This window comes from Sphingomonas sp. HF-S4 (assembly GCF_032911445.1).
Lineage (GTDB): Bacteria > Pseudomonadota > Alphaproteobacteria > Sphingomonadales > Sphingomonadaceae > Sphingomonas > Sphingomonas agrestis.
The window spans coordinates 86,995-109,800 of sequence record NZ_JAWJEJ010000002.1 but is presented as its reverse complement, the minus strand read 5'-3'; the positions used below and the strand labels follow the sequence as shown (position 1 = coordinate 109,800).

General features: G+C 67.9%; 20 protein-coding genes. 10 read left to right on the top strand and 10 right to left on the bottom strand.

All coding sequences use genetic code 11. From position 1 onward, the window contains the following. The first annotated feature begins 35 nt into the window (after window positions 1–35). Both RZN05_RS16340 and RZN05_RS16335 read left to right on the top strand, forming a co-directional pair. Entirely contained in the window at window positions 36–2,111 is a 2,076-nt protein-coding gene (locus RZN05_RS16340) for a TonB-dependent siderophore receptor (RefSeq protein WP_317227748.1), read from the top strand. Window positions 2,112–2,191: 80 nt separating this feature from the next. Then, window positions 2,192–3,394, top strand: coding sequence for an MFS transporter (locus RZN05_RS16335; RefSeq protein ID WP_317227747.1), 1,203 nt, complete (start codon window positions 2,192–2,194; stop codon window positions 3,392–3,394). On the opposite strand, the gene nhaA is transcribed toward RZN05_RS16335, so the two are convergent. Continuing rightward, window positions 3,363–4,604 carry a Na+/H+ antiporter NhaA gene (gene nhaA, locus RZN05_RS16330; protein ID WP_394804831.1) on the bottom strand — a complete coding sequence of 414 codons (1,242 nt, stop codon included), beginning with the start codon at window positions 4,602–4,604 and terminating at the stop codon, window positions 3,363–3,365. The genes RZN05_RS16335 and nhaA overlap by 32 nt on opposite strands. A gap of 54 nt (window positions 4,605–4,658) precedes the next feature. Here nhaA and RZN05_RS16325 point away from each other — a divergent pair, with 54 nt between their 5' ends. Further along, on the top strand, window positions 4,659–6,119 hold the full coding sequence (locus RZN05_RS16325; protein ID WP_317227746.1) for a DUF389 domain-containing protein: 1,461 nt from the start codon (window positions 4,659–4,661) through the stop codon (window positions 6,117–6,119). Window positions 6,120–6,160: 41 nt separating this feature from the next. On the opposite strand, the gene RZN05_RS16320 is transcribed toward RZN05_RS16325, so the two are convergent. Further along, complete coding sequence (locus RZN05_RS16320) at window positions 6,161–7,738, bottom strand: lysine--tRNA ligase (RefSeq protein ID WP_317227745.1); 1,578 nt, start codon at window positions 7,736–7,738, stop codon at window positions 6,161–6,163. Window positions 7,739–7,837: 99 nt separating this feature from the next. On the opposite strand from RZN05_RS16320, the gene RZN05_RS16315 reads away from it, so the two are divergent. Next, window positions 7,838–9,478 (top strand): hypothetical protein, encoded by a 1,641-nt coding sequence (locus RZN05_RS16315; RefSeq protein WP_317227744.1) that lies wholly within the window; start codon window positions 7,838–7,840, stop codon window positions 9,476–9,478. A 38-nt stretch (window positions 9,479–9,516) separates the two neighbouring features. Here RZN05_RS16315 and RZN05_RS16310 read toward each other — a convergent pair whose 3' ends face one another. Then, window positions 9,517–10,629 (bottom strand): cytochrome-c peroxidase, encoded by a 1,113-nt coding sequence (locus RZN05_RS16310; RefSeq protein WP_317227743.1) that lies wholly within the window; start codon window positions 10,627–10,629, stop codon window positions 9,517–9,519. Between the two features lie 221 nt (window positions 10,630–10,850). Between RZN05_RS16310 and RZN05_RS16305 the strand changes: the two genes are divergently transcribed. Beyond that, window positions 10,851–13,556, top strand: coding sequence for an ATP-dependent DNA helicase (locus tag RZN05_RS16305; RefSeq protein WP_317227742.1), 2,706 nt, complete (start codon window positions 10,851–10,853; stop codon window positions 13,554–13,556). Window positions 13,557–13,566: 10 nt separating this feature from the next. Then, window positions 13,567–14,103: a SixA phosphatase family protein gene (locus tag RZN05_RS16300; RefSeq protein WP_317227741.1), complete on the top strand. Its 537-nt coding sequence runs from the start codon at window positions 13,567–13,569 to the stop codon at window positions 14,101–14,103. Between the two features lie 51 nt (window positions 14,104–14,154). Here the strand turns inward: RZN05_RS16300 and RZN05_RS16295 are convergent, their stop codons facing one another. The 5 genes from RZN05_RS16295 to rpmF all read right to left on the bottom strand — a co-directional run bounded on the left by RZN05_RS16295 (window position 14,155) and on the right by rpmF (window position 17,126). Continuing rightward, window positions 14,155–14,496 (bottom strand): MerR family transcriptional regulator, encoded by a 342-nt coding sequence (locus tag RZN05_RS16295; RefSeq protein WP_317227740.1) that lies wholly within the window; start codon window positions 14,494–14,496, stop codon window positions 14,155–14,157. Between the two features lie 7 nt (window positions 14,497–14,503). After that, window positions 14,504–14,803: an integration host factor subunit alpha gene (locus tag RZN05_RS16290; RefSeq protein ID WP_317227739.1), complete on the bottom strand. Its 300-nt coding sequence runs from the start codon at window positions 14,801–14,803 to the stop codon at window positions 14,504–14,506. 114 nt (window positions 14,804–14,917) lie between these two features. Beyond that, window positions 14,918–15,889, bottom strand: coding sequence for a beta-ketoacyl-ACP synthase III (locus RZN05_RS16285; protein ID WP_317227738.1), 972 nt, complete (start codon window positions 15,887–15,889; stop codon window positions 14,918–14,920). After that, window positions 15,886–16,917: a phosphate acyltransferase PlsX gene (gene plsX / locus RZN05_RS16280; protein WP_317227737.1), complete on the bottom strand. Its 1,032-nt coding sequence runs from the start codon at window positions 16,915–16,917 to the stop codon at window positions 15,886–15,888. Before plsX ends, RZN05_RS16285 begins: the two co-directional genes overlap by 4 nt. A 29-nt stretch (window positions 16,918–16,946) precedes the next feature. Next, complete coding sequence (gene rpmF / locus RZN05_RS16275) at window positions 16,947–17,126, bottom strand: 50S ribosomal protein L32 (RefSeq protein WP_029936896.1); 180 nt, start codon at window positions 17,124–17,126, stop codon at window positions 16,947–16,949. Between the two features lie 190 nt (window positions 17,127–17,316). Between rpmF and RZN05_RS16270 the strand changes: the two genes are divergently transcribed. Next, window positions 17,317–17,718: an MAPEG family protein gene (locus RZN05_RS16270; protein WP_317227736.1), complete on the top strand. Its 402-nt coding sequence runs from the start codon at window positions 17,317–17,319 to the stop codon at window positions 17,716–17,718. Window positions 17,719–17,754: 36 nt separating this feature from the next. On the opposite strand, the gene RZN05_RS16265 is transcribed toward RZN05_RS16270, so the two are convergent. Then, window positions 17,755–18,414 carry an MBL fold metallo-hydrolase gene (locus RZN05_RS16265; protein ID WP_317227735.1) on the bottom strand — a complete coding sequence of 220 codons (660 nt, stop codon included), beginning with the start codon at window positions 18,412–18,414 and terminating at the stop codon, window positions 17,755–17,757. Window positions 18,415–18,491: 77 nt separating this feature from the next. Here RZN05_RS16265 and pabB point away from each other — a divergent pair, with 77 nt between their 5' ends. The 3 genes from pabB to msrA are packed head-to-tail and all read left to right on the top strand — an operon-like array spanning window position 18,492 to window position 22,179. Then, window positions 18,492–20,261 (top strand): aminodeoxychorismate synthase component I, encoded by a 1,770-nt coding sequence (gene pabB, locus RZN05_RS16260; protein WP_317227734.1) that lies wholly within the window; start codon window positions 18,492–18,494, stop codon window positions 20,259–20,261. 35 nt (window positions 20,262–20,296) lie between these two features. After that, on the top strand, window positions 20,297–21,496 hold the full coding sequence (locus RZN05_RS16255; RefSeq protein ID WP_317227733.1) for a pyridoxal phosphate-dependent aminotransferase: 1,200 nt from the start codon (window positions 20,297–20,299) through the stop codon (window positions 21,494–21,496). Between the two features lie 26 nt (window positions 21,497–21,522). Further along, window positions 21,523–22,179, top strand: a complete 657-nt coding sequence (msrA, locus tag RZN05_RS16250; RefSeq protein WP_317227732.1) for a peptide-methionine (S)-S-oxide reductase MsrA — start codon at window positions 21,523–21,525, stop codon at window positions 22,177–22,179. 42 nt (window positions 22,180–22,221) lie between these two features. Here msrA and RZN05_RS16245 read toward each other — a convergent pair whose 3' ends face one another. Beyond that, window positions 22,222–22,632 carry a DUF1489 family protein gene (locus RZN05_RS16245; RefSeq protein ID WP_317227731.1) on the bottom strand — a complete coding sequence of 137 codons (411 nt, stop codon included), beginning with the start codon at window positions 22,630–22,632 and terminating at the stop codon, window positions 22,222–22,224. Window positions 22,633–22,806: the final 174 nt, after the last annotated feature.

Sequence of the window (22,806 nt, the reverse complement as noted above, 5' to 3'; positions counted from 1 at the left end):
CGCACCGCACAAGAGGAAATGATACATCATCACATATGAGCACCCTCTTGTTCGATCGACTGACCGCGGCGGCACTGTTTCCTCTCCTGATCGGCGCGCTCCCGGCCATCGCCGATCCAAGCGATCACCCCGAATCCGATACCGAACAGGAGATCGTAGTCCTCGGTACGCGCGAGACTGCCGGCGATCCCACTTTGTCCTCGGGGCCGGTTACCGAGCGGATGTCGCAATCGAGCCGCTCAATCGAGCGCGACCTGCTCATTGCGGCGGGCGCCTATCGACTCGGCGATGCGCTCGAACTGGTCAGCGGGGTGAGCAGCCAGAACAATCGCGGCGGCATGCTCGACAATTTCGCGATCCGCGGCTTTCTCGGCACCCCCGACGGCGGCGCCGAATATTATGTCGACGGCTTCCTCGCCAATCGCGGCATGGCGCCGCCGCGCGATCCCGCCACGGTCGAGCGGATCGAGCTGCTCAAGGGGCCCGCCGGCGCGCTGTTCGGCGATGTCGATCCGGGCGGACGCGTCAACATCGTCTCGAAGACGCCCAAGTTCGACCCCGCCGCCAGCGCCACCTTCACCTACGGCTCGTTCGATACCAGGCGCGTCGAACTCGACGCCACTGCCCCGCTATCCTCCACCCTTGCCGCACGCCTGGTGGTCGCCGCCGAAGACAGCGACGGCTGGCGCGACACCGTCTCACTCAAGCGCCGCACCGTCGCGCCCTCGCTCACCTGGGAGCCGCACGCCGGGCTGCGCTTCACCTATATCGGCGAGATCACCCGCTTCGATGCACCCTTCGATCGCGGCGTCCCCGCGCTGAACGGCGATGCCAATGCCGTGCCGCGCAGCAATTTCTATGGCGAACCCGGCGACGGGATCACCCGCTTCCGCAACCAGCGCCACCAGCTCACCGCGCTCGCCGACGTCGGCGGCGACTGGTCGCTGAACGGCGGCGTCGCCTGGCGTACCGGCTCGCTTAGGGGCTTTTCCTCGGATCAGTCGCGCCTCGTCGGCAATGCGCTGTGGCGCCAGCGCCGCTCGCGCGATTTCGTCGTCGACGATCTTTCCGCGCGAATCGAACTGGCCGGCCGGATCGGCGCGCATCGCGTCAGCATCGGCGCCAAGGGCTATCTGCTCGATTATGCCGAGCGCTGGATGCGCGTGAATCCCAGCGCCGCGAACTCCTATGCGATCGACGTACTCAATCCCGTCTACGGCGCGGTCCCGCCGGTACTCCGCCCCTTCACCGACAATCACGAGAAGCGCTGGTCGGGCACGCTCTACGCGCAGGACATGTGGGAGGCGACCGACCGGCTGACGCTCACCGGCGGCGTTCGCTACGACGCCTATCGCCAGCAGATCCGCAACAACCGAACCGGCGCGATCGGGCGGACGATCGACGATCCGGTCCAGTTCCGCCTCGCCGGCCGCTACAAGGTCGCAGACGCCATTGCGCTCCACGCGGCCTGGGGCGAGAGCTTCGTGCTCAATTCGGGCACCGATCGCTTCGGCACCGGCTTCGCGCCCGAGACTGCCAAGGGCTATGAGCTCGGCGCCAGCGGCGCGTGGCGCGGAATCGATGTCGCCGTCACCTGGTTCGACATCCGCAAGCGGGGCATCCTCACCAACGACCCAACCGATTCGAACTTCCTTGCTCCGATCGGCAGCCTGCGCGCACACGGCATCGAATTCGATGGCTCGCTCAAGCTCGATTCGCGCTGGCAGCTCGTCGCCAACTATGCCTGGACGCATGCCCGCGCCGACGACGACGCCTTCGCCACCGATCGCGTACTCAACGTGCCGCACCATTCGGGCTCGATCTTCGCGCTCGGCCGCTTCCTCGATGCCGATGCCCGCGGTTTCTCGCTCAGCGCCGGGCTGGCCTATATGGGCGACCGCGCCGGGGCGATCGACGGCAGCGGGCTGGTGCTGCCTGCCTATGTGAAGGCCAAGGCGGCGGTCGAATATGCCCTGTCGCGCCAGGTCAGCCTGCGCGCCGAGGCCGACAATCTGTTCGACGCGCACTATGCGCAAAGCTCGTACAGCCCGATGTGGATCTTCCCCGGAGCGCCCCGCACGCTGCGCTTCAGCCTGCGCATCACGTCCTGACGACCAACTTGCACCGGCTGCATTCGTATGTGCAGCCGCGCATGGTTGACGCTGCGGTGCAGCATAGCCACTTGGCGGGAATGCAAGCCGCCGCCCCTCGCACCACGCCCGTCGCGCTCGTCCATTTCGCGTTGGCGATGGGCGGCTTCGCGATCGGCACCACCGAATTCGCGACGATGAGCCTGGTGCCCTATTTCGCCAAGGGCCTTGGCATCGACGAGCCGACGGCGGGCCACGTCATCAGTGCCTATGCGCTCGGCGTGGTGGTCGGCGCGCCGTTGCTCGCGGTGCTCGGGGCAAAGATCGCGCGGCGGACGCTGCTGATCGTGCTGATGGCGGCATTCGGGCTGTTCAACGGCCTGAGCGCGCTCGCGCCGACCTACGAATGGATGCTCGCCTTCCGCTTCCTCTCCGGCCTGCCGCATGGCGCCTATTTCGGCGTCGCCGCGCTCGTCGCTGCGTCGCTGGTGCCCGACAACAAGCGCTCGCAGGCCGTAGGCCGCGTGCTGCTCGGGCTGACCATCGCCACCGTGATCGGCGTGCCGCTCGCCAACTGGATGGGGCAGGCGATCGGCTGGCGCTGGGGGTTCGGCGTGGTCGCGGCGCTTGCGGCGCTGACGATGGCGCTGGTCTGGTGGTTTGCCCCGCGCGATCGTCCCGCGCACGACGCGAGCCCGCTGCGCGAACTCGGCGCGCTCGCCAACGGCCAGGTCTGGCTGACGCTCGGGATCAGCGCTATCGGCTTTGGCGGGCTGTTCTGCGTCTATACCTATGTCGCCTCGACTCTGCTCGAAGTGACGCGCGTGCCCGATACGATGATCCCGGTCGCGCTCGCGATCTTCGGCGCGGGGATGACCGCGGGCAACCTCATCGTCCCGAAGTTCGCCGATCGCGCACTGATGCCGAGCGCCGCGGTGCTACTGCTGTTCAGCGCCGCGTCGCTCGCGATCTACCCGTTCGCCGCCGGGCAGTTCTGGTCGATCTGCCTTGCGATCTTCGCGATCGGATTTTCGGGCGCGCTGGGTGCGATCCTCCAGACCCGGCTGATGGACGTCGCCGGTGACGCGCAGATGCTCGCGGCTGCGCTCAACCATTCGGCGTTCAACACCGCCAATGCGCTCGGCCCGTGGCTCGGCGGGATGGCGATCGCGGCTGGCTGGGGCTGGACCTCCACCGGCACTGTCGGCGCGGGGCTCGCGCTGGGCGGCTTCCTCGTCTGGTGTGTCGCGATGCTCGTCGAGCGCCGCGGCCTCAGCGCGCCTGCCGCTCTGCGATCAGCCTGACCGCCAGCACCCGGCGCGGCGGGGCGAAGCGCAGCACCAGATAGCCCGCCACCGCCGACAGCACCGATCCGGCGAGCACTCCGACCTTGACTTCGTCGGCGAGCAGCGCGTCGCCGGGAAAGGCGAGCCCGCCGATGAACAGGCTCATCGTGAAGCCGATCCCGGCGAGCAGCGCCACGCCATAGACCTGCAGCCAGCTAGCCCAGCCCGGCCGCTTGGCGAAGCCGGTCCGGTCGGCGATCCACACGCAGGCGAAGATACCGATCTGCTTGCCGAGGAAGAGGCCGAGCGCGATCCCGAGCGGCAGCGGCTTGAGCAGGATCGCGGGGGTCATCCCGGCCAGCGACACGCCCGCATTGGCGAAGCCGAACAGCGGCACGATCACGAAGGCCGACCAAGGATGCAGCCCATGCTCGAGCCGGTGCAGCGGCGATTGCGCGTCGTCCGGAGCGGCGGGCGAGCGCGTGATCGGGATGGTCAGCGCGGTCAGCACGCCGGCAACGGTGGCGTGGACCCCCGATCGGAACACGAATATCCACAGCAGGCAGGCGAGCAGCAGGAACGGCGTGAGCTTCTTGACCCCCGCCCGGTTGAGCGCGACCATCGCCGCCAGCACCGCTGCGGCACCGGCGAGCGCAGTGAGGTCGAGCTTGGCTGTGTAGAACAAGGCGATGATCACCACCGCGCCGAGATCGTCGACGATCGCCACGGTAGTGAGGAAGAGCTTCAACGAGGTCGGCGCACGCTTGCCTAGGATCGCTAGCACGCCGATCGCAAAGGCGATGTCGGTCGCCGCGGGGATCGCCCAGCCATTGGCGATTCCCGGCTGCCCGCCCGCTGCCAGCAGGAAGATCGCGGCGGGCACTGCCATCCCCGCTGCCGCCGCCACTACCGGCAGCCGACGCCGATCCCAGCTCGCCAGCCGCCCGTCGACGAACTCGCGCTTGATCTCGAGCCCGACGAGCAGGAAGAACAGCGCCATCGCCGCATCGTTGATCCACAGATGCAGCGTCATCGGCCCGTATTTGCGGCTGATCACCGGCCCAGTCACGGCATGGAGCGCGTGGAAATAGCTCTCCGCGACGCCCGGCAGGTTGGCGACCAGCATCGCCGCCGCCGCCGCGATCATCAGGATGATTCCGCCCGCCGCCTCGCTGTGCAGGAATTGGCGTAGCGTCGATCGGGCGCGCCGCTGGAGCATCTGGACCATCGCGCCGTCCTACCGGCTGGCGCCCCGCAGTCAAACTGCCTAGAGGCCTCGGCAATGGAAGCCACGCCGCGCCGCTGGGCCGCCCGCAATCCCGTCATCGCCTGGTGGCTCCGGGCGATCAGCGATGTCGATCACGAAGCCGTCCACCGCCGCGTCGTCGCCGAGGCGGGCTGGAGCCTGCGCTATGCGCTGATGATCGTCCTGTCGGTGTTCATCTCGATCCTGGGGCTGCTGATGCCATCCTCGGCGGTGCTGATCGGCGCGATGCTGATCTCGCCGCTGATGATGCCGATCATCGGGCTGGGCTTCGGCATCGCCACCTTCGATTCGGACGAGATCCGCCGTGCCGCCCTTGCGCTTGCCGCGGGCGCGGTGATCGCGGTGCTGCTGTCGGCGGCGTTCGTCGCGGTCTCCCCGGTCCAGACGATCACCAGCGAGATCGCCGGCCGCACCAAGCCAAACCTGTTCGACCTGCTGGTCGCTTTGCTCTCGGCAGTCGCCGGCGGCTATGCGCTGATCCGCGGGCGCGGCGAGACCGTGGTCGGCGTCGCGATCGCGATCGCGCTGATGCCGCCGCTCGCAGTGGTCGGCTTCGGCATCGCCACGGCCAACAGCACCGTGGCGGGCGGCGCACTGCTGCTGTTCTTCACCAATTTGATCACCATCGCGCTCACCGCCGCGCTGGTCGCACGGCTCTATGGCTTCGGTTCACACCTCTCGCCCAGCCAGACGCGGCTGCAGGGCTTCCTGATCCTGGTCGGGCTCGCCGCGCTGGCGGTGCCGCTTGGCCTCGCGCTCAAGAAGATCGCCTGGGAGACCGTGGCGCAGCGCCAGGTTCGTGACGCGGTACGCGCGCCCTTCCCGCATGGCGCGCGGATCAGCCAGCTCGATGTGGATTTCGCCCGGCATCCCGCGATTGTCCGGGCGGTGGTGTTCACCCCGGGGCTCCAGGCCGGCGCCGACGCCCAAGTGCGCAGTGCGGTCGAGACCGCGCTCGGCGTGCCGGTCGACCTCCATATCGATCAGGTTCGCGTCAGCGAGGAGCTCGGCGCCGGCGAGGCCGCGCAGATCGCCGCCGCGCAGACCGACGAGCCGCGCCGCCGCGCCGATGCGAGCGTCAAGGAACGCCTCGCATTGCTCGCCGGCATTGCGCCCGAGGCGGTGATGGCCGACACGCAGTCGCGCCGTGCCCAGGTCGTCGCCGCGCCGCTGCCGGGCGCGAGCCTCGCCACCTATCGCGCGCTCGAAGCCCGCGCCGCCGCGACGATCCAGGGCTGGCAGATCGTGCTCCAGCCGCCGCTGCTGGCGCTCCCCGCGATCACATTCGACGGCGACACCCCCGATGCTGACGCGCTGGCGACCGCGATCTGGGCGGCGCAGCGGCTCAACCAGCCGATCACCGCCTCGGGCCGGCGCGCCGACGAAGTCGTCGACCTGCTCGCCAAGGCTGGAGTCAGCGCCGAGCGGGAGCCGGGCAGTGGCGCTGAGGTTACGCTACGCTGGGCCCAGCCTTAGGGTATTGACGTTGCGGCGGGATCCCGCCCCGTCGATACCGTTTACGCCTTGCCCAGCGCCTCGGCGATCAGCTTGCGCGAATTTTCCACCCCATACAGCGCGATGAAGCTCCCCATCCGCGGCCCTTGCTCCGATCCGAGCAGCGTCTCGTACAGCGCCTTGAACCAGTCGCGCAGGTTCTCGAACCCGCCGGTCTTGCCGATTTCGTAGACGATGTTCTGGATATCCTCGGCCGATGCATCGGGAGCTAGCCCCGCCAGCTCGGCGTCGAGCCGCTCCAGCGCAGCCACCTCGATACCCTCCGGCGCGCGCCGCACCGGCTTCTCGGCGACGTCGCGGACGAAAGCGATGGCGTACGGCACCAGTGCGTCGAGCGCGGGAAAGTCGCCGCCGCCCTCGGGCAGATACCGCGCCAGATAGCCGCGCACCTGCTCGGCGGTCGCACCGCTACCCAGCACCCCCACCAGGTTGAGCAGCAGCGAGAAGCTCACCGGCGGCGTCTGGTCGGGCACCTTGCCGTTGTGGATGTGGTGCGCCGGATTGCCGAGCTGCTGTGCGATCGGCTGGCCCGGATAGTCGGCCACCGCCTTCCAATAGTCGTCGATCGCGCGCGGGATCACGCCATAATGCAGCGCCTTGGCCTTTTTGGGCTCGCGATAGGCATAGAAGGCCAGGCTCTCGTCGGGGCCATAGGTCAGCCACTGCTCGAGGCTCAGCCCGTTGCCCTTCGACTTGGAGATCTTCTCGCCCTTCTCGTCGAGGAACATTTCGTAGTTGAACCCCTCGGGCGGCCTTCCGCCCAGCACGCGTGCGATCTTGGACGACTGGATCGTCGAATCGATCAGGTCCTTGCCCGACATCTCGTAATCGACGCCCAGCGCCATCCAGCGCATCGCCCAGTCGACCTTCCACTGGAGCTTGGCCTGGCCGCCCAGGATCGACTGCTCGATGCGTTCGCCTTCATCCTCGAACGCGATCAGTCCCGCTTCGGCGTCGATCACTTCGATCGGCACCTGGAGGACTATGCCGCTCTTGGGGCTGACGGGCAGCACCGGCGAATAGGTTGCCTGGCGCTCCTTCCGAAGCGTCGGCAGCATCACGTCCATGATGCCCTGATAGTGCCGCAGCACGCCCTTCAGCGCCTCGTCGAACGTGCCGTCGGCATAATAATCGGTCGACGAGACGAATTCGTAGTCGAACCCGAAGCGATCGAGGAATTCGCGCAGCATCGCGTTGTTGTGGTGCGCGAAGCTCTCATACTTGCCGAACGGGTCGGGAATCCGGGTCAGCGGCTTGCCGAGATGCGCTGCCAGCATCTCCTTGTTCGGAACGTTGTCCGGCACTTTCCGAAGCCCGTCCATATCGTCGCTGAATGCGATCAGCCGGGTCGGCGTGTCCGACAGCGCCTCGTACGCGCGCCGCACCATCGTCGTGCGGAGCACTTCGTTGAATGTCCCGATATGCGGCAACCCCGAGGGGCCGTATCCCGTCTCGAACAGCACATGCCCCTTGGCCGGCGCGCCATCGGGGTAGCGCTTGAGCAGTTTCCGCGCCTCTTCATAGGGCCAGGCCTTGGAGTCGAGCGCGGCGGCGCGCAGGTCGGGAACGATGTCGGTCATGCCGAGCCTCTGCCCCGTGCCGCGCCGAATCGCAAATATCGCGTCGACCATGCGTGCGCCCGGCGTGCGGCAATGGGTGCATTCCATTGCAGAAAGAGTATGTTGGCCACCATGAGCCACGCCAACGTTCCCGTCGTTCTCTCCGCGTTTTCGCGCCGAACCGCGCTCGCAATCCTGTCCACCTCGGTGGTCGCCGCGTGCAGCAGCGGCGGCGGATCGCCCACCCCACCGCCGGCTACACCGACTCCGACACCAGGTCCGTCCCCGACGACGACCCCCACCCCGGTCTCGGGGCCTGCCTGGTTCGGCTATGGCCGCGACCCGCAACATACCGGCGTGAGCGTGATCGCATCGCAGGATCTCGGGCGTGTTGCCTGGACGTCGCCGGTCGATCTCGCCCCGCAATATACGCCATCGGGCGCGCTGCTCACCCATTACGGCTCGCCGGTCGTGACGACGACCAACACCGTGGTGATCCCGGTCAAGACCATTTCGACCGGCGGCTACCGAGTCGAAGCCCGGATCGGCGAGACAGGCGCTTTATTGTGGTCGTCCGCCACCGACTATCTCATGCCGCCGCGCAACTGGCTGCCGCCGTACAATTTGCTGCTCACCCCGCAGGGTCGCCTCTATGCGCCCGGCGCCGGCGGCAAGCTGCTGGTGCGCGCCGATCCGAACGCCGCGGCCGGCAGCTTCGCGGCGCAATGGTTCTACGGCGCGGCCGCGTACAACGCCAATCCCGCCGCTTTCGATTCGACCGTGTTCATCAACACCCCGCTTACCGCGGACGCCAACGGCAACATCTTCTTCGGCTTCCACGTCACCGGCACGAACCCTGCGGGCCTGGTCAGCGGCATCGCGCGGGTCTCGCCCGACGGCACCGGCATCTGGGTCGGCGTCGCTGCGGCGTCGAGCGACGGCTCGGTGCAGAAGCCCGCGATGAACTGCGCGCCGGCGCTCTCGATCGATGGCGGCACGGTCTATATCGCGGTCAATCGCGGCGCGACCACCGCCACCCAGACCGGATATCTGCTCGCGCTCGACAGCACCACGCTCGCCACTCGCGCGCGCGTCGCGCTGACCGACCCCAATACGCTGACCCCCGCGCGGATCAGCGACGACGGTACCGCCTCGCCGGTGGTCGGCCCCGACGGCCGGGTGTTCTACGGCGTGCTCGAAACCACCTTCCCCAGCCACAATGCGCGCGGCTGGCTGCTCCAGTTCGATGCGCTGCTCAATCCGGCAGGCGTGCCGGGGAGCTTCGGCTGGGACGTATCGCCCAGCGTGATCCCGGCCTCGATGGTGCCGTCCTACACCGGCACCTCGACCTATCTGCTCGCGCAGAAGTACAATAATTACGTCGGGGTGGGCACCGGCGACGGCCTCAACCGGATGGCGGTGCTCGATCCCAAGTCGAGCCAAGCCGATTCGATCGTCCCCGGTGTCCAGGTGATGCGCGAGGTGCTTACGATCCTCGGGCCCACGCTCGACGGCAGTTCGCCGACCTCGCGGCGCGAATGGTGTATCAACACCATGGCGGCCGATCCGGCGCGCCGCTCGATCCTCGCCAATAACGAGGATGGCATCCTCTATCGCTGGGATCTCTCGACCAACACGCTGTCGCAGAGCGTTCGGCTCAATACCGGGCTGGGCCAGGCCTATACCCCGACCTTGATAGGCGCCGACGGCGGTGTCTACGCGATCAGCAACGCCACGCTCTACGCGATCCGCGGTGTCTAGGGACGGATATCCGGTGCGATATCGATCCGTCGGGCTGCTTATCGGCGAAACGGATCGCTGAACCGCGGATCAGTGATGAGGACGCTGTCGTTCAACGTCATCACGAACGCCACGAGCGCCGCCCGGTCCGCGTCGCCAAGCCGTAGCCGCTGCGGCCTGCCGCCCTGCCGCAGCCGTGCGTCGAGCGCCGGGCCCTCCTGGATGCCATGGTCGTAGAAATCGACGACTTCGGCCAGCGTCGCGAAGCGGCCGTCGTGCATGTACGGCCCGGTCAGGCCCGCATTGCGCAGCGACGGGGCCTTGAACAGCCGCGTCTCGCCAGCGTCCAGACCGTTGCTGCGCGCGTCCGCCGCCAGCGCGAAGGTCGGCGGCAAATGGCAGGCCGAGCAGCCGGCGCCGCCCTTGCCGGTCGAAGTCATGAACAGCTGGCGCCCGCGATTCTCCTGCGGCGTGAAGTTGGCTAGATCCCTGTCCAACGCGCGATCCGGGGCGGTGCTCGAAAAGACCCGCGCATAGCCTGCGTCCCACCGGCTTGAATGCGCGACCATTGCGCGGACGAACACGGCAAGTGCCTGCTGGATGCGTGGCTCTGTGATCGTGGCACTGCCGAACGCCCAGGCGAACAGCTCGGGATAATAGGCCGTGGCGCGCATCTTGGCGATCAGCGCGTCGAAACCGCCTGCGGCGCCGCCCCACCCCAGTTCGACCAGGCTGTGGAACGGGTGGCTCGCCTGCGCCTCGACGCTCGCGGCGCGCCGATCCCAAAAGGTCGTGCCGGGCTTCCAATAGCGCAAATTGCCGAGCCGCATCGCGTGGAAGTCGGTGGTCGCGGCGGTGCTGATCCCGTTGCTGAAGCGCATCGAGTCGGTGAAGCCCAGCGCCTGCTGGTGGCACGCCGCGCAAGACGCGCGATCGTTGGTGCTCAGCCGCAGGTCGTAGAACAGCACCCGGCCCAGCGTCGCGACGCGGTTGTCGATGGCGGAGGCGGCCGGGCTGTGGTCGAGCGACGTGACCGTATCATCGAAATAAGGCGGCAGGTCCTTGGCGGAATAGTCGGCGACGTGCTCGAAATCGATCGTGGTGAACTTGGTGACACCGGGAGGCGTAGCAGAGCGCGAACCGTCGCATGCCGTCAGTGCCAGGAGGCTCACGGCCAACCAGAAGATCGTCGTCGCACGCATTGCGAGGCACCGTAGCGCCGTTTCGAGCGGACAAAAGCGGCGCGAGCAAATCCGCTGGAAACCAGCCTCTCGTTCTGCTTATGTTCGAGCATGCCGGCGCAGATGACCCTTCGGTGCCATGGAGATGTTTCCTGGCGGAGGCAGTTGGCACTGGCCATGCCGCGTCGCGCGCGTACAGGGTGGTTGGCCCGATGACTCCGAACCTTCCCTATCCCGCGCTCTACGCTAGCCATGGCGGCATCTGGGTTGCCACGGCCGAAGAAACGCGCGCGGTCAGCCGCGGCGAGGCGATCCGGCTTGCTGCCGACACGCCGGTGATCCTGCTCAATGCCTCATTGATCGGGCAGAGGCTCGGCCATCCCGAGCTCAATGGGCTCGACCTGCTCGAATTGTTCGCGTTCCTGCGCCCCGCGCGCTTCATGGTGCCGACGCCCAAGGGCCTCGCGCGTGCCACCGGACTCCCCATTCCGGAGAGCGATGCCGATGTCGCGGGCTTCCTGCGCGATGCCGCCGCGGCGCTGCTTGCGATTCCCGGCGGCGACTGGCCCGAGCGCGAAGGCGCGTGGAATGCGCTCCAGTCGTTGTTCCGGCTGCGCTGGCCCTGGGCGCCGGCGCTGAGCCCGCAGGTTGCCAAGCCGGGCCAGGCCGAGCGCTGGCTGTTCGCGAAGCTGCCCGAATGGGAGGAGCGCCCCCCGCGCCCCGCGCCGCGCACGATCACCCTGCCCGATACTGACGTCGCCGAGCGGCTCTCCCGGCTCACCGGCAGCGGCGCCGAGCGCCGCCAGGGCCAGCGCGACTATGCCGCCGCAGCGGCGGGCGCCTTCGCCCCGCGTGCGGTGCGCGATTCGCCCAATCTCATCCTCGCCGAAGCCGGCACCGGGATCGGCAAGACGCTCGGCTATCTCGCCCCCGCCTCGCTCTGGGCCGAGCGCGCCGAAGGTCCGGTCTGGGTGTCGACCTTCACCAAGGCATTGCAGCGTCAGCTCGCCGCTGAGGGCGAACGGCTGTTCCCCGACCCCGCACAACGCAAGGCGAAGATCGTCACGCGGAAGGGCCGCGAGAATTATCTCTGCCTGCTCAATCTCGAGGATGCGCTCCAGGGCGGGTTCGCCGGCCGTGCCGCAATCCTCGCCCAGCTGGTGGCGCGCTGGGCCGCCTATAGCGCCGATGGCGACATGATCGGCGGCGACTTGCCCGGCTGGCTGCCCACCTTGTTCCGCCGCAACGGCTCGACCGCGCTGACCGACCGGCGTGGCGAGTGCATCTATGCCGGCTGCCCGCACTACCGGAAGTGTTTCATCGAGCGCGCCGCGCGCGCCTCGGCCGAGGCCGACATCGTCATCGCCAATCACGCCCTGGTGATGGTCAACGCGGCGCGCGGCCGCGAATCGGCGACGCGCCCCACCCGCTACGTGTTCGACGAAGGGCATCACCTGTTCGATGCCGCCGATGCGATGTTCTCGGCGGCGCTCACGGGCCAGGAGGCGATCGAAATCCGCCGCTGGGTCACCGGACCCGAATCGGGATCGCGCGGACGGCGGCGCGGCCTCGCCGCGCGGCTCTCCGACGTCGCCAGCTACGACGAAGAAGGCGGGCTGGCGATCGCCGAGGCCGTCGATGCCGCGCGCGCATTGCCGAGCGACGGCTGGCTCCAGCGATTGAACGAAGGCGAGCCGTTCGGCCCGGTCGAGGCGCTGCTCGCCGCGGTCCGCGGGCTGGTCTATGCCCGCGACACCAATGGCAGCGCGGACGCGGGCTATGGCCTCGAGACCGAGCTCGCCGAGCCCGACGGCGCGCTGGTCGAGGCTGCCGGACCTGCGGGTGCCGCGCTCGACGCATTGGTGCGGCCGCTGGTAAAGCTCGGCCGCCGCCTCGAAGCGGTGCTAGCGGACGCGCCCGACTGGATGGATGGGCCGGCCCGCGCGCGGATCGAAGGCGCGATCGCCTCGCTCGGCTGGCGCACCGAGACCGTCGGCGCGTGGCTCGCGCTGATCGCGCGGATCGGCGGGCCGGCGGATCCCGAATATGTCGATTGGCTCGCGGTCGATCGGGTCGAGGGGCGCGAGTACGATGTCGGGCTCCACCGCCACTGGCTCGATCCCTCCAAACCCTTCGCCAGGACCGTGCTCGAACCCGCGCACGGCGCGGTAATCACGTCGGCGACGCTGCGTGCCGGCGGCGACTGGGATGTGGCGCAGGCGCGTTCGGGCGCGGTCCACCTGCTCCGCCCCGCACAGCTTTTCTCGGCGGCGAGCCCGTTCGATTATCCGGGGCAAGCCGAGGTACTGATCGTCACCGACGTCAAGCGCGGCGACTTGCCTGCGCTCGCCAATGCCTATGCCCGGCTGGTGGTCGCGGCGGAGGGGGGCACCCTCGGGCTCTTCACTGCGATTCGCCGCCTCCGCGCGGTCCATGCCCGTATTGCCGACCGCCTCGCGCGAGAAGGACTTCCCTTGCTCGCCCAGCATGTCGATCCGATAGACACCGGGACGCTGGTCGACATATTCCGCGACGACCCGCGCACCTCGCTGCTCGGCACCGACGCGCTCCGCGACGGCGTCGACGTCCCCGGCCATTCGCTGCGGCTGGTGGTGATGGAGGGGGTGCCCTGGCCCAAGCCGAGCGTGCTCCACGCGGCGCGACGGCTTGCGGGCGGCGGCACCGCTTATGACGACCGCATCGTCCGCGCGCGGCTGGCGCAGGCGTTTGGCCGACTGATCCGCCGGGCCGACGATCGCGGCGCCTTCGTGCTGCTTTCCTCGGCGACACCGTCGCGGCTGCTCGACGCCTTCCCGCCGGGCACGCCGGTGCGGCGCGTCGCGCTCGACGAGGCAGTCGATCGCGTCCGGCTTTCCCTGGCCGGCCGATTGCGGCATGAGGCGCCCGCGAACGCCTGACGGGGACCCGATGAAGACGCTCACGCTGCTGCGCCACGCCAAGTCCGGCTGGGACGATCCGGTCGCCCGCGACTTCGATCGGCCGCTAAATCCGAAAGGCCAGCGCGCCGCGGCGATGGTCGGCCGCCATATCAAGTCGCTCGGCCTCGCCTTCGATCACGTCGTCGCCTCGCCGGCGGTGCGCGTGGTCGAGACGCTCGATCATGTCGGCCAGGGCTATGGCAGCGATCTCGCTCCCGCCTGGGACCAGCGCATCTATCTCGCTTCGACGGCGACGCTGCTCGATGTCGTCCACGAACTCCCCGCCGGCGCCGACGCGGTGCTGCTCGCGGGGCACAATCCCGGGCTCGAGGAACTGGTCCTGCTGCTGGTGCCCGAGGGCGAATCGCTACGCGATCAGGTCGAGATCAAATTCCCCACCGCGACGCTCGCGCAGATCGATTTCCAGGTCACCGGCTGGAGCGACATCCGCACTGGCGGCGGCACGCTCACGCGCTTCGTCCGGCCCCGCGATCTCGATCCCTCGCTAGGGCCCGACGCCCCCTGAGCCGCGAGCGAGCTACCTCCGGATAATGGCCTTTTCTGGCTGGCGGAATGATTACCGCCCCTCATCCTCCTCGAGCGCCTGCACCAGCGCATCGCGGATCGCGCGGAATTCTTCGGCGCTGGTCTTGGGTTTGGCCTTGCTCGCCTTCTCCTCGGCGAGCAGCTTCTGCACCCCGCGGATGGTATAGCCTTCGTCGCTGAGGAGCGCGTGGATGCGCTTGACCAGCGCGACATCGTCGGGCCGGTAGTAGCGACGATTGCCCGCGCGCGTCAGCGGCCGCAGCTGCGGGAAGCGCGTCTCCCAGTATCTTAATATATGTTGGGGTCTGCCGATTTCCTGCGCAAGTTCCCCTATGGTGCGGAGGGCGCCAGCCGCCTTCTCCGCCGGGGGCATCGCGCGCTCAGCTGCCTGCCACGATGCGATCGCGCATCATCTGGCTGGCTCTGAAGGTTAGCACGCGGCGCGGTGCGATCGGCACTTCGACGCCGGTCTTGGGGTTGCGGCCCACGCGCTCGCCCTTGTCGCGCAGGATGAAGCTGCCGAAGCCCGAAATCTTGACGTTCTCGCCCTTCGAAAGCGCCTCGCACATGTGCGAAAGCACCTGCTCGACCAGCCGCGACGCGTCCGCGCGCGACAGCCCGACTTCGCGATGCAGCGATTCTGCCAAATCCGCCCTGGTCAGCGTGCCCGCAGCCGACATCTCCGCAAGTCCCCCGGTTGATCCATGTTGAAACCGCAGCGTATCAGATTGTCTTCGCGCCGCAAACCTCAACATTCCGTAACTGAAACGATTCGGAACTCATTCTGACACATATCAGAAACGTACGACCGCTGCACCCCATGTAAATCCGCCGCCCATCGCTTCGAGCACGATCAGGTCGCCTTGTTTGATTCGCCCGTCGCGCACCGCGGTGTCGAGCGCCAGCGGCACCGAGGCGGCGGAGGTATTGGCATGCTGGTCGACGGTGACGACCACCTTCTCCGGGGCCAGCCCCAGTTTCCGGGCGGTCGCGTCGAGGATGCGGGCATTGGCCTGGTGCGGCACCACCCAGTCGACGTCCGAAGACGCGAGCCCGGCCGCGCCGAGCGATTCCTCCATCACCGCGGCGAGATTGACCACCGCGTGGCGGAACACCTCGCGCCCCTTCATCCGCAGCTTGCCGACGGTGCCCGTGGTCGAGGGGCCGCCATCGACATAGAGCAGGTCGTTGTGCCGCCCGTCGGCGTGGAGCCGCGTGGCGAGGATGCCGCGGCCGCTCGTCTCGTCGCTTTCCTGGCCCTCGAGCACGATCGCGCCGGCGCCGTCGCCGAACAGCACGCAGGTCGCGCGGTCTTCCCAGTCGAGGATCCGGCTGAACGTCTCGGCGCCGATCACCAGCGCCCGCCGCGCCGCCCCGGCGCGGATCATCGAATCGGCGACCTGCAGCGCGTAGAGGAAGCCCGAGCACACCGCAGCGACGTCGAACGCGACGCAATCGTTGATGCCCAGCGCAGTCTGCACGCGCGTGGCGCTGGCGGGAAAGGTCTGGTCGGGGGTGGCGGTGGCCAGCACGATCAGGTCGATCTCGGTCGCCGCGATCCCCGCCGATTCGAGTGCGCGGCGCGCGGCGCCTGTCGCCAGCGTGCTCGTGGTCTCGTCATCCCCGGCGATGTGGCGGAAGCGGATGCCGGTGCGCTCGACGATCCATTCGTCGGACGTTTCGACGCGCTCTGCCAGCTCGGCATTGGAAACGCGCTTCTCCGGCAGGAACGCGCCGGTACCCAGAATCACCGAACGAATGGTCACGCAGCCTTTGCCTCGAAATTCCCGAGATCCTCGGCGATCCGCCGATTGAGGTCGTCGCGCAGCATCTTCGCTGCGAAGCCGATGGCGGTGTCTACGCCCACTTCGTTCGCGCTGCCATGGCTCTTCACGACAATCCCGTTCAACCCCAGGAAAACCGCGCCATTGTGATTGTTGGGGTCGAGATGCGTGCGCAGCAACTCGGTTGCGGGGCGCGAGATCAGGAAGCCGATCTTCGAGCGCGTCGAGCTGGAGAAGGCGCGCTTGAGCAGGTCGGCGACGAAGCGCGCGGTGCCCTCGATCGTCTTCAACGCGATATTGCCGGCGAATCCGTCGCAGACGATCACGTCGACTTCGCCGCGCGACAGCTTGTTGCCTTCGATGAAACCCTGGAAGTCGAGCCGCAGATGCTTGGCCGCGCGCAACTCGGCGGCCGCCGCGCGGATATTGTCGGTCCCCTTCATCTCCTCGGTGCCGATGTTGAGCAGGGCGACGCGGGGTTTTTCGAGGTCGAGCGCGATTCGCGCATAGGCGGCGCCCATCACGGCGAACTGGACGAGGTTGCGCGAATCGACTTCGGTATTGGCACCGAGATCGAGCATCACCGTGTCGTTCTCGCCAAGCGTCGGCAGCAGCGCGGCGAGCGCGGGGCGGTCGATACCCTGCATCGTGCGCAGCGACAGCTTGGCCATCGCCATCAGCGCGCCGGTATTGCCCGAAGACACCGCGGCGCCGGCGCGACCCTGCTTGACCAGGTCGATGGCGATTCCCATCGACGTGGTCTTGGCGCGCCGGATCGCCGCGCTCGGCTTGGCGTCCGACGCGACGACATCGGCCGCGTGGACGATCTCCGACGCAGCCGTGAGGTTCGGGTGGCTTTCCAGGCCGGCGCGAATCTGCGCCTCGTCACCGACGAGGATGAATTCCATCCCCTCGAAACGACGGCGCGCACGCGCAACGCCCGCGAGCATGACCGCGATCCCCTCGTCGCCGCCCATGGCGTCGACGGCGATTCGCATTGGGGAGGTCATGCCGGCCGGCCCTGGATTGCGTGCGTGGCTCAGCCCTCGACGGAGACGACTTCGCGGCCGTTATAATGGCCGCACGCCGTGCACAGATTGTGCGGGCGCTTGAGTTCGCCGCAGTTCGAGCATTCCTGGAACGCATCGACCGTAAGCGCGTCGTGCGCCCGGCGCATGCCACGCCGCGACGGCGAGGTCTTTCTCTTGGGAACGGCCATTTAGGCACCTTTATTCGAAAACATTTGAACGAGTCGCGATACGCCCGCGTCAATGTCCGGGCAAGCGACCGTTGTAGCCGGTGGCCCGCAGGACCAACAGGGCAGGTCACGAAGCGAGGTCGCGCCTATACCGATTCTTGCCCGAGTTGCAAGGGCGTGGCACGGAGATGCGATTCAATCGGGGGTGTTTATGTTTTTCCTGCCAGTCGCGCTCGTCACCGCGGGGGCCGCCGCATTGCTCAACTTCTGGCTCGGGCTGCGGATCAGCCAGATGCGCATCGCCGAGAAAATCCTGGTCGGCGATGGCGGCAATCTCCGCCTGATCGCGCGGATGCGTGCACATTTGAACTTCGCCGAATATGCGCCGCTGGTGCTGATCCTAATCGCGTTGGTCGAGCTCGCGCGCGGCACTCAGGCCTGGCTGTGGGGCGTCGCCTTCGTCTTCATCGTCGGTCGCGTGCTCCACGCTTTCGGCATGGACGGCTGGCGGCTCGGCCGGATGCTCGGCATTGCTGCCACGATGCTGACGATGCTCGGCCTCGCCGGCTATGCGGTGTATCTCGGCTATACCGGCCTCAATCCGCTGCGCTGACGTACACCCCCCTCCCTGAAAGGGAGGGGAATATGTTCACCGCCCCAACGCCGCATCGCTCACGAACGCATTGGTCCGCCGCTCGTGCGCGAAATTGCTCGGCTGGCCGTGGCCGGGGACGAACACGGTGTCGCCGCCCAGCGGCCACAGCTTGGTGACGATCGAATCGATCAGGTCCTGGTGGTTGCCGCGCGGAAAGTCGGTGCGGCCGATCGATCCCTGGAACAGCACGTCGCCGACCAGTGCGAGCTTCGATTCGGGATGGTGGAAGACGACATGCCCCGGCGTGTGCCCCGGGCAATGATAGACGTCGAGCACCAGTTCGCCGACAGTGACCCGGTCGCCCTCGACCAGCCAGCGGTCGGGCTCGAACGGCACGCCGCGCACGCCGTATTTGCGGCCATCCTCCTCCAGCCGCTCGATCCAGAAGCGGTCGGCCTGCTCGGGTCCCTCGATCGGCACGCCCAGCTCGGCGGCAAACTCGCCGGCCAGCCCGCAATGGTCGATATGGCCGTGGGTCACGAGGATTTTCTCGATCGTTACATTGTGCTGCGCCATCGCCGCGCGCAGCCGGTCGAGGTCGCCGCCGGGATCGACGAACGCGCCACGCATGGTCGTGGTGCACCAGATCAGGCTGCAATTCTGCTGGAGCGGCGTGACCGGCACGATCGCCACGCGCATCGGGGGATTCGTCATGCCCGGCAGATAGAAGCGGAGGCCCCCGGCGGCAACACGGGCTTGCCGTGGCGCGGCGGGGACGGCATCGGCGGGCGATGGCGCTGCCCGACACTCCTTTCGTCCTGCTCGACGACGCCCGGCCCGGCGGCGGTGCCCGGCTGTTCCACGCGCCGCAGGGCGTGGTGCGGGCAGACACGCCGGAAGACGTGCAGCGCGCCTTTGCGCAGATGCGATTATGGTTCGACCATGGCTTCCACCTCGCCGGCTTCTGTTCCTATGAGGCCGCGCCCGGGATCGAGCCCCACGCCGCCGCCCGGCGCGGCGAAGGCCCCTGCATGTGGTTCGGGATCTTCCCGCGGGTCGAGCGCGTCGATGTCGAGTCGCTGCTCCCCGATCCGGCGGGCGCCTGGGCCGGGACGCCGGCGCCGCGCATCACTGCAGCAGCCTATCGCAGCCAATTCGAGCGCGTCGCCGAGTATATCGCTGCTGGCGACATCTATCAGGCCAACCTGACCTTCCGCGCCGATGTGCCCTTCGCCGGCCATCCCGCGGCGCTCTATGCGCTGATCCGCCGCCGCGCCGCCGCCGGGCACAGCGCCTTGGTCTTCACCGGCAGCCAATGGGTGCTGTCCTTCTCACCCGAGCTGTTCTTCGACTACAACGAGGATAAGGACGGGATTACCGTGCGCCCGATGAAGGGCACGGCACCGCGTGGCGCGACGCCGGGCGAGGACGATGCGATCGCCGCCGCGCTGGCCGCCGATCCCAAGCAGCGCGCCGAAAACCTGATGATCGTCGATCTGATGCGCAACGATCTCGCGCGCCTCGCCCGCCCCGGAACCGTGAAGGTGCCGGCGCTGTTCGAGGTCGAGCGCTATCCGACCGTCCACCAGATGGTCTCCACCGTCACGGCCTATCCGGGCGGCGAGTCGGGGCCGATCGACGTGCTGGAAGGGCTGTTCACCTGCGGCTCGGTCACCGGCGCGCCGAAGCTGCGCGCGATGCAGGTGATCGCCGAGATCGAGCACGGCCCACGCGGCGTCTATACCGGGGCGATCGGTGCGATCGGTGCGGACGGCGACGCGCATTTCAACGTCGCGATCCGCACCCTGACGATCGATCAGGGGGCGACAAGCGCGGTGCTGGGGTTAGGATCGGGCGTGGTTGCCGATTCGGACCCCGAGCAGGAATGGCAGGAGTGCCTGGCCAAGGGCGCCTTCGTGGCCGCGGGCGAGCGCCCGTTCGACCTGATCGAGACGATGCGTTTCGATTCCGTAGAGGGCATGCCGCTGCTCGAGCGCCACTTGTCGCGAATGAAGGACAGCGCCAGTGCGCTGGGCTTCGCCTTCGATCGCCATTCGGTGCGCAACGAGCTCCAGGCCGCCACCTTCCGGCTGCGCGCCGCCTCGAAGGTGCGGCTATTGCTCGGGCCGTCCGGGGCGATCGCGATCGGGATCAGCCCGCTGCCCGCTGCGCCCGAGGCGCCGGTGCACGTCGCAATCCGCCCGCTCGAAGTCGCGCCGGACGACTTTCGCCTCGCGCACAAGACCAGCCGCCGGAGCTTCTATGATCGTCCGCGCGCCGCCTCGGGCGCGTGGGAAGTCGTGTTCACCGATTCGGGCGGCTTCCTCACCGAGGGCAGTTTCACGTCGATCTTCGTCGAACGCGGCGGCAAGTTGCTCACCCCGCCGCGCGCCCGCGGACTCCTTCCCGGCGTGCTCCGCGCAGAGCTGATCGACAGCGGCCAGGCCGTCGAGCACGACTTGCGTCCCGACGACCTTGCCGGCGGCTTCCTGCTCGGCAATGCGCTGCGCGGACTGGTTGCAGCCGTTACAGTTGCGGAACGCGCCGACGCCGCCCTATAGGCGCCGCCATTCCCTCTCCGGAAAGGCGTCGTTCCATGCAGACTTCCGCCGCGCTCCAGCGCATCCAGCCCTCCGCGACGCTCGCGATGACGAGCCGCGTGTTCGAGCTGAAGCGGCAGGGAATCGACGTGATCGGTCTCGGCGCCGGCGAACCCGATTTCGACACGCCGGACTTCGTCAAGGAAGCCGCGATCGAAGCGATCCGCGCGGGCAAGACCAAGTACACCAATGTCGACGGCACTCCGGAGCTCAAGCAGGCGATCGTCGCCAAGTTCGCCCGCGACAACGGCCTGACCTATGCCGAGAATCAGATCAGCGTGAACTCGGGCGGCAAGCACACCCTCTTCAACGCCTTCTGCGCGACGATCGACGCGGGCGACGAAGTCATCATCCCGGCGCCCTATTGGGTCAGCTATCCCGACGTGGTCGAATTCGCCGGCGGCAAGCCGGTATTCGTCTCGGCCGGCGCCGACCAGAACTATAAGATCAAGCCCGAGCAGCTCGAAGCCGCGATCACCGCCAAGACCAAGTGGGTCGTACTCAACTCGCCGTCGAACCCGACCGGCGCCGCCTATACCGCGGCCGAATTGAAGGCGCTTGGCGAGGTGCTGGTGCGCCATCCGCACGTCCTGATCTACGCCGACGACATGTACGAGCACATCCTCTACGACGGCTTCGAATTCGCGACGATCGCGCAGGTCGTGCCGCAGCTCTACGATCGCACGCTTACGGCCAATGGGGTGTCCAAGGCGTATGCGATGACCGGCTGGCGCATCGGCTATGCCGGCGGCCCGGCCTGGCTGATCAAGGCGATCGGCAAGCTCCAGTCGCAGTCGACTTCGAACCCGTGCAGCATCTCCCAGGCTGCCTCGGTCGCCGCGCTGAACGGCGACCAGAGCTTCCTCAAGGAGCGCGTCGCTGCCTTCCAGGGCCGCCGCGATCTCGTCGTTTCGATGCTCAACCAGATCGACGGCATGACCTGCCCCAAGCCCGAGGGCGCGTTCTACGTCTATCCCGAATTTTCGGGGCTGATCGGCAAGACCACGCCCAAGGGCCTCAGGATCGAGACCGACGAGCAGATGGTCGGCTATCTGCTCGACGAGGCCAAGGTGGCGGCGGTGCACGGCGCGGCGTTCGGCTTCTCGCCCGCGCTTCGCATCAGCTACGCCACGTCGGACGCATTGCTGACCGAGGCATGCACCCGCATCCAGACCGCCTGCGCGGCCTTGCGCTGAACCGTTCGGCGCACGATCTTGTGCCCATGCTGAAATGGGCTCTCCCCGCTGGCCTCGCCGGAGCGGCACTGCTGCTTCCGGCGATCGCCGCGCCCGCCGCCGAGCGCGCGGTACCGATCCCGGTGCCCGCGCAGGACGTCACCGGCGGCAAGGGCCAGCATGTCGCGGTGCTCGCCGGCGGCTGCTTCTGGGGCATGGAGGCGGTGTTCCAGTCGGTGAAGGGTGTCCATTCGGTGACCAGCGGCTATGCCGGCGGCACCAGGGCGACGGCGAATTACGGCAACGTCTCCAGCGAGCGCACCGGCCATGCCGAGGCGGTCCGGATCGTCTATGATCCGCGGAAGGTCAGCTACGGCACCTTGCTGCGCATCTATTTCTCGGTCGCGCACGATCCGACTCAATTGAACCGCCAGGGCCCCGATGTTGGCCCGAGTTACCGCTCGGCGATCTTCCCGCAGGACGATGCCCAGCGCCGCGTCGCGACGGCGTATATCGCCCAGCTCGGCGCGGCGAAGGCATGGAAGAAGCCGATCGTCACGCGGATCGAGAGCGGCGCCTTCTATCCTGCCGAGTCGCAGCACCAGGACTTCTTCTGGCGCAACCCGACCCACCCCTACATTGTCCGCTGGGACAAGCCCAAGGTGGCGGCGTTCCGCAACGCCTACCCGCTGCTGGCGAACTAACACCAGAAAACGCCCCTCTCTGAAAGGGAGGGGATGTTTCGACTATATCAACCCCATCGCCGCCAGCTCGCCGACCATCCCCGGCGGCATCTCGGCCACCCCCGATCCCGCCTCGCCCAGATCCACCGGCGCATCGCCGCCCTCCAGATACCGCCAGCCCTGGTGCGCGCGCTTGGGCCGCGCCTGCACCAGCACGAGCTTGGGTTCGAGATAGATCGCCACGCGCCCGCCCTCGGCCTCGCCGAACCCCAGGATCGGCGAGCGCCCGATCAACTGGTGCTTGATGATCCAGAACAGCGATCCGCCCGCAATCTCCTCGTGCCTTTTGGGCAGGTATCGCGTCGTCAGGAACGCAGGCGCGTGCGCTGCCTTCAACGCCAGCCGTTCCTGGAGAAATTCGATGCTGTCGCAGCCATAGGCGACCTTGGTCAGATGTAGCGGCACACCGCCCATCTGGGGTGCAGCTCCGGGCGGAGCAAGATGGCTTCCAATGTTGGATTTGCCGTGCGAGCCTCTCTCCGGCTCTTTGCACGCGTGGACGAGACGATTTTCAGTAGCTGGAATATTGTTGCTCGGCCGCGCAACAATCGGAACGATTCAATGCGCAAAGTGCGAAGTTAGGCCCGC

What these genes read in the sequence shown, in the direction of transcription:
- RZN05_RS16340 (WP_317227748.1), top strand. Translation starts at nt 36, where the DNA reads ATGAGCACCCTCTTGTTCGATCGACTGACCGCGGCGGCACTGTTTCCT.
- RZN05_RS16335 (WP_317227747.1), top strand. Translation starts at nt 2,192, where the DNA reads ATGCAAGCCGCCGCCCCTCGCACCACGCCCGTCGCGCTCGTCCATTTC.
- nhaA (WP_394804831.1), bottom strand. Translation starts at nt 4,604, where the DNA reads ATGGTCCAGATGCTCCAGCGGCGCGCCCGATCGACGCTACGCCAATTC.
- RZN05_RS16325 (WP_317227746.1), top strand. Translation starts at nt 4,659, where the DNA reads ATGGAAGCCACGCCGCGCCGCTGGGCCGCCCGCAATCCCGTCATCGCC.
- RZN05_RS16320 (WP_317227745.1), bottom strand. Translation starts at nt 7,738, where the DNA reads ATGACCGACATCGTTCCCGACCTGCGCGCCGCCGCGCTCGACTCCAAG.
- RZN05_RS16315 (WP_317227744.1), top strand. Translation starts at nt 7,838, where the DNA reads ATGTTGGCCACCATGAGCCACGCCAACGTTCCCGTCGTTCTCTCCGCG.
- RZN05_RS16305 (WP_317227742.1), top strand. Translation starts at nt 10,851, where the DNA reads ATGACTCCGAACCTTCCCTATCCCGCGCTCTACGCTAGCCATGGCGGC.
- RZN05_RS16300 (WP_317227741.1), top strand. Translation starts at nt 13,567, where the DNA reads ATGAAGACGCTCACGCTGCTGCGCCACGCCAAGTCCGGCTGGGACGAT.
- RZN05_RS16295 (WP_317227740.1), bottom strand. Translation starts at nt 14,496, where the DNA reads ATGCCCCCGGCGGAGAAGGCGGCTGGCGCCCTCCGCACCATAGGGGAA.
- RZN05_RS16290 (WP_317227739.1), bottom strand. Translation starts at nt 14,803, where the DNA reads ATGTCGGCTGCGGGCACGCTGACCAGGGCGGATTTGGCAGAATCGCTG.
- plsX (WP_317227737.1), bottom strand. Translation starts at nt 16,917, where the DNA reads ATGACCTCCCCAATGCGAATCGCCGTCGACGCCATGGGCGGCGACGAG.
- rpmF (WP_029936896.1), bottom strand. Translation starts at nt 17,126, where the DNA reads ATGGCCGTTCCCAAGAGAAAGACCTCGCCGTCGCGGCGTGGCATGCGC.
- RZN05_RS16270 (WP_317227736.1), top strand. Translation starts at nt 17,317, where the DNA reads ATGTTTTTCCTGCCAGTCGCGCTCGTCACCGCGGGGGCCGCCGCATTG.
- RZN05_RS16265 (WP_317227735.1), bottom strand. Translation starts at nt 18,414, where the DNA reads ATGACGAATCCCCCGATGCGCGTGGCGATCGTGCCGGTCACGCCGCTC.
- pabB (WP_317227734.1), top strand. Translation starts at nt 18,492, where the DNA reads ATGGCGCTGCCCGACACTCCTTTCGTCCTGCTCGACGACGCCCGGCCC.
- RZN05_RS16255 (WP_317227733.1), top strand. Translation starts at nt 20,297, where the DNA reads ATGCAGACTTCCGCCGCGCTCCAGCGCATCCAGCCCTCCGCGACGCTC.
- msrA (WP_317227732.1), top strand. Translation starts at nt 21,523, where the DNA reads ATGCTGAAATGGGCTCTCCCCGCTGGCCTCGCCGGAGCGGCACTGCTG.
- RZN05_RS16245 (WP_317227731.1), bottom strand. Translation starts at nt 22,632, where the DNA reads ATGGGCGGTGTGCCGCTACATCTGACCAAGGTCGCCTATGGCTGCGAC.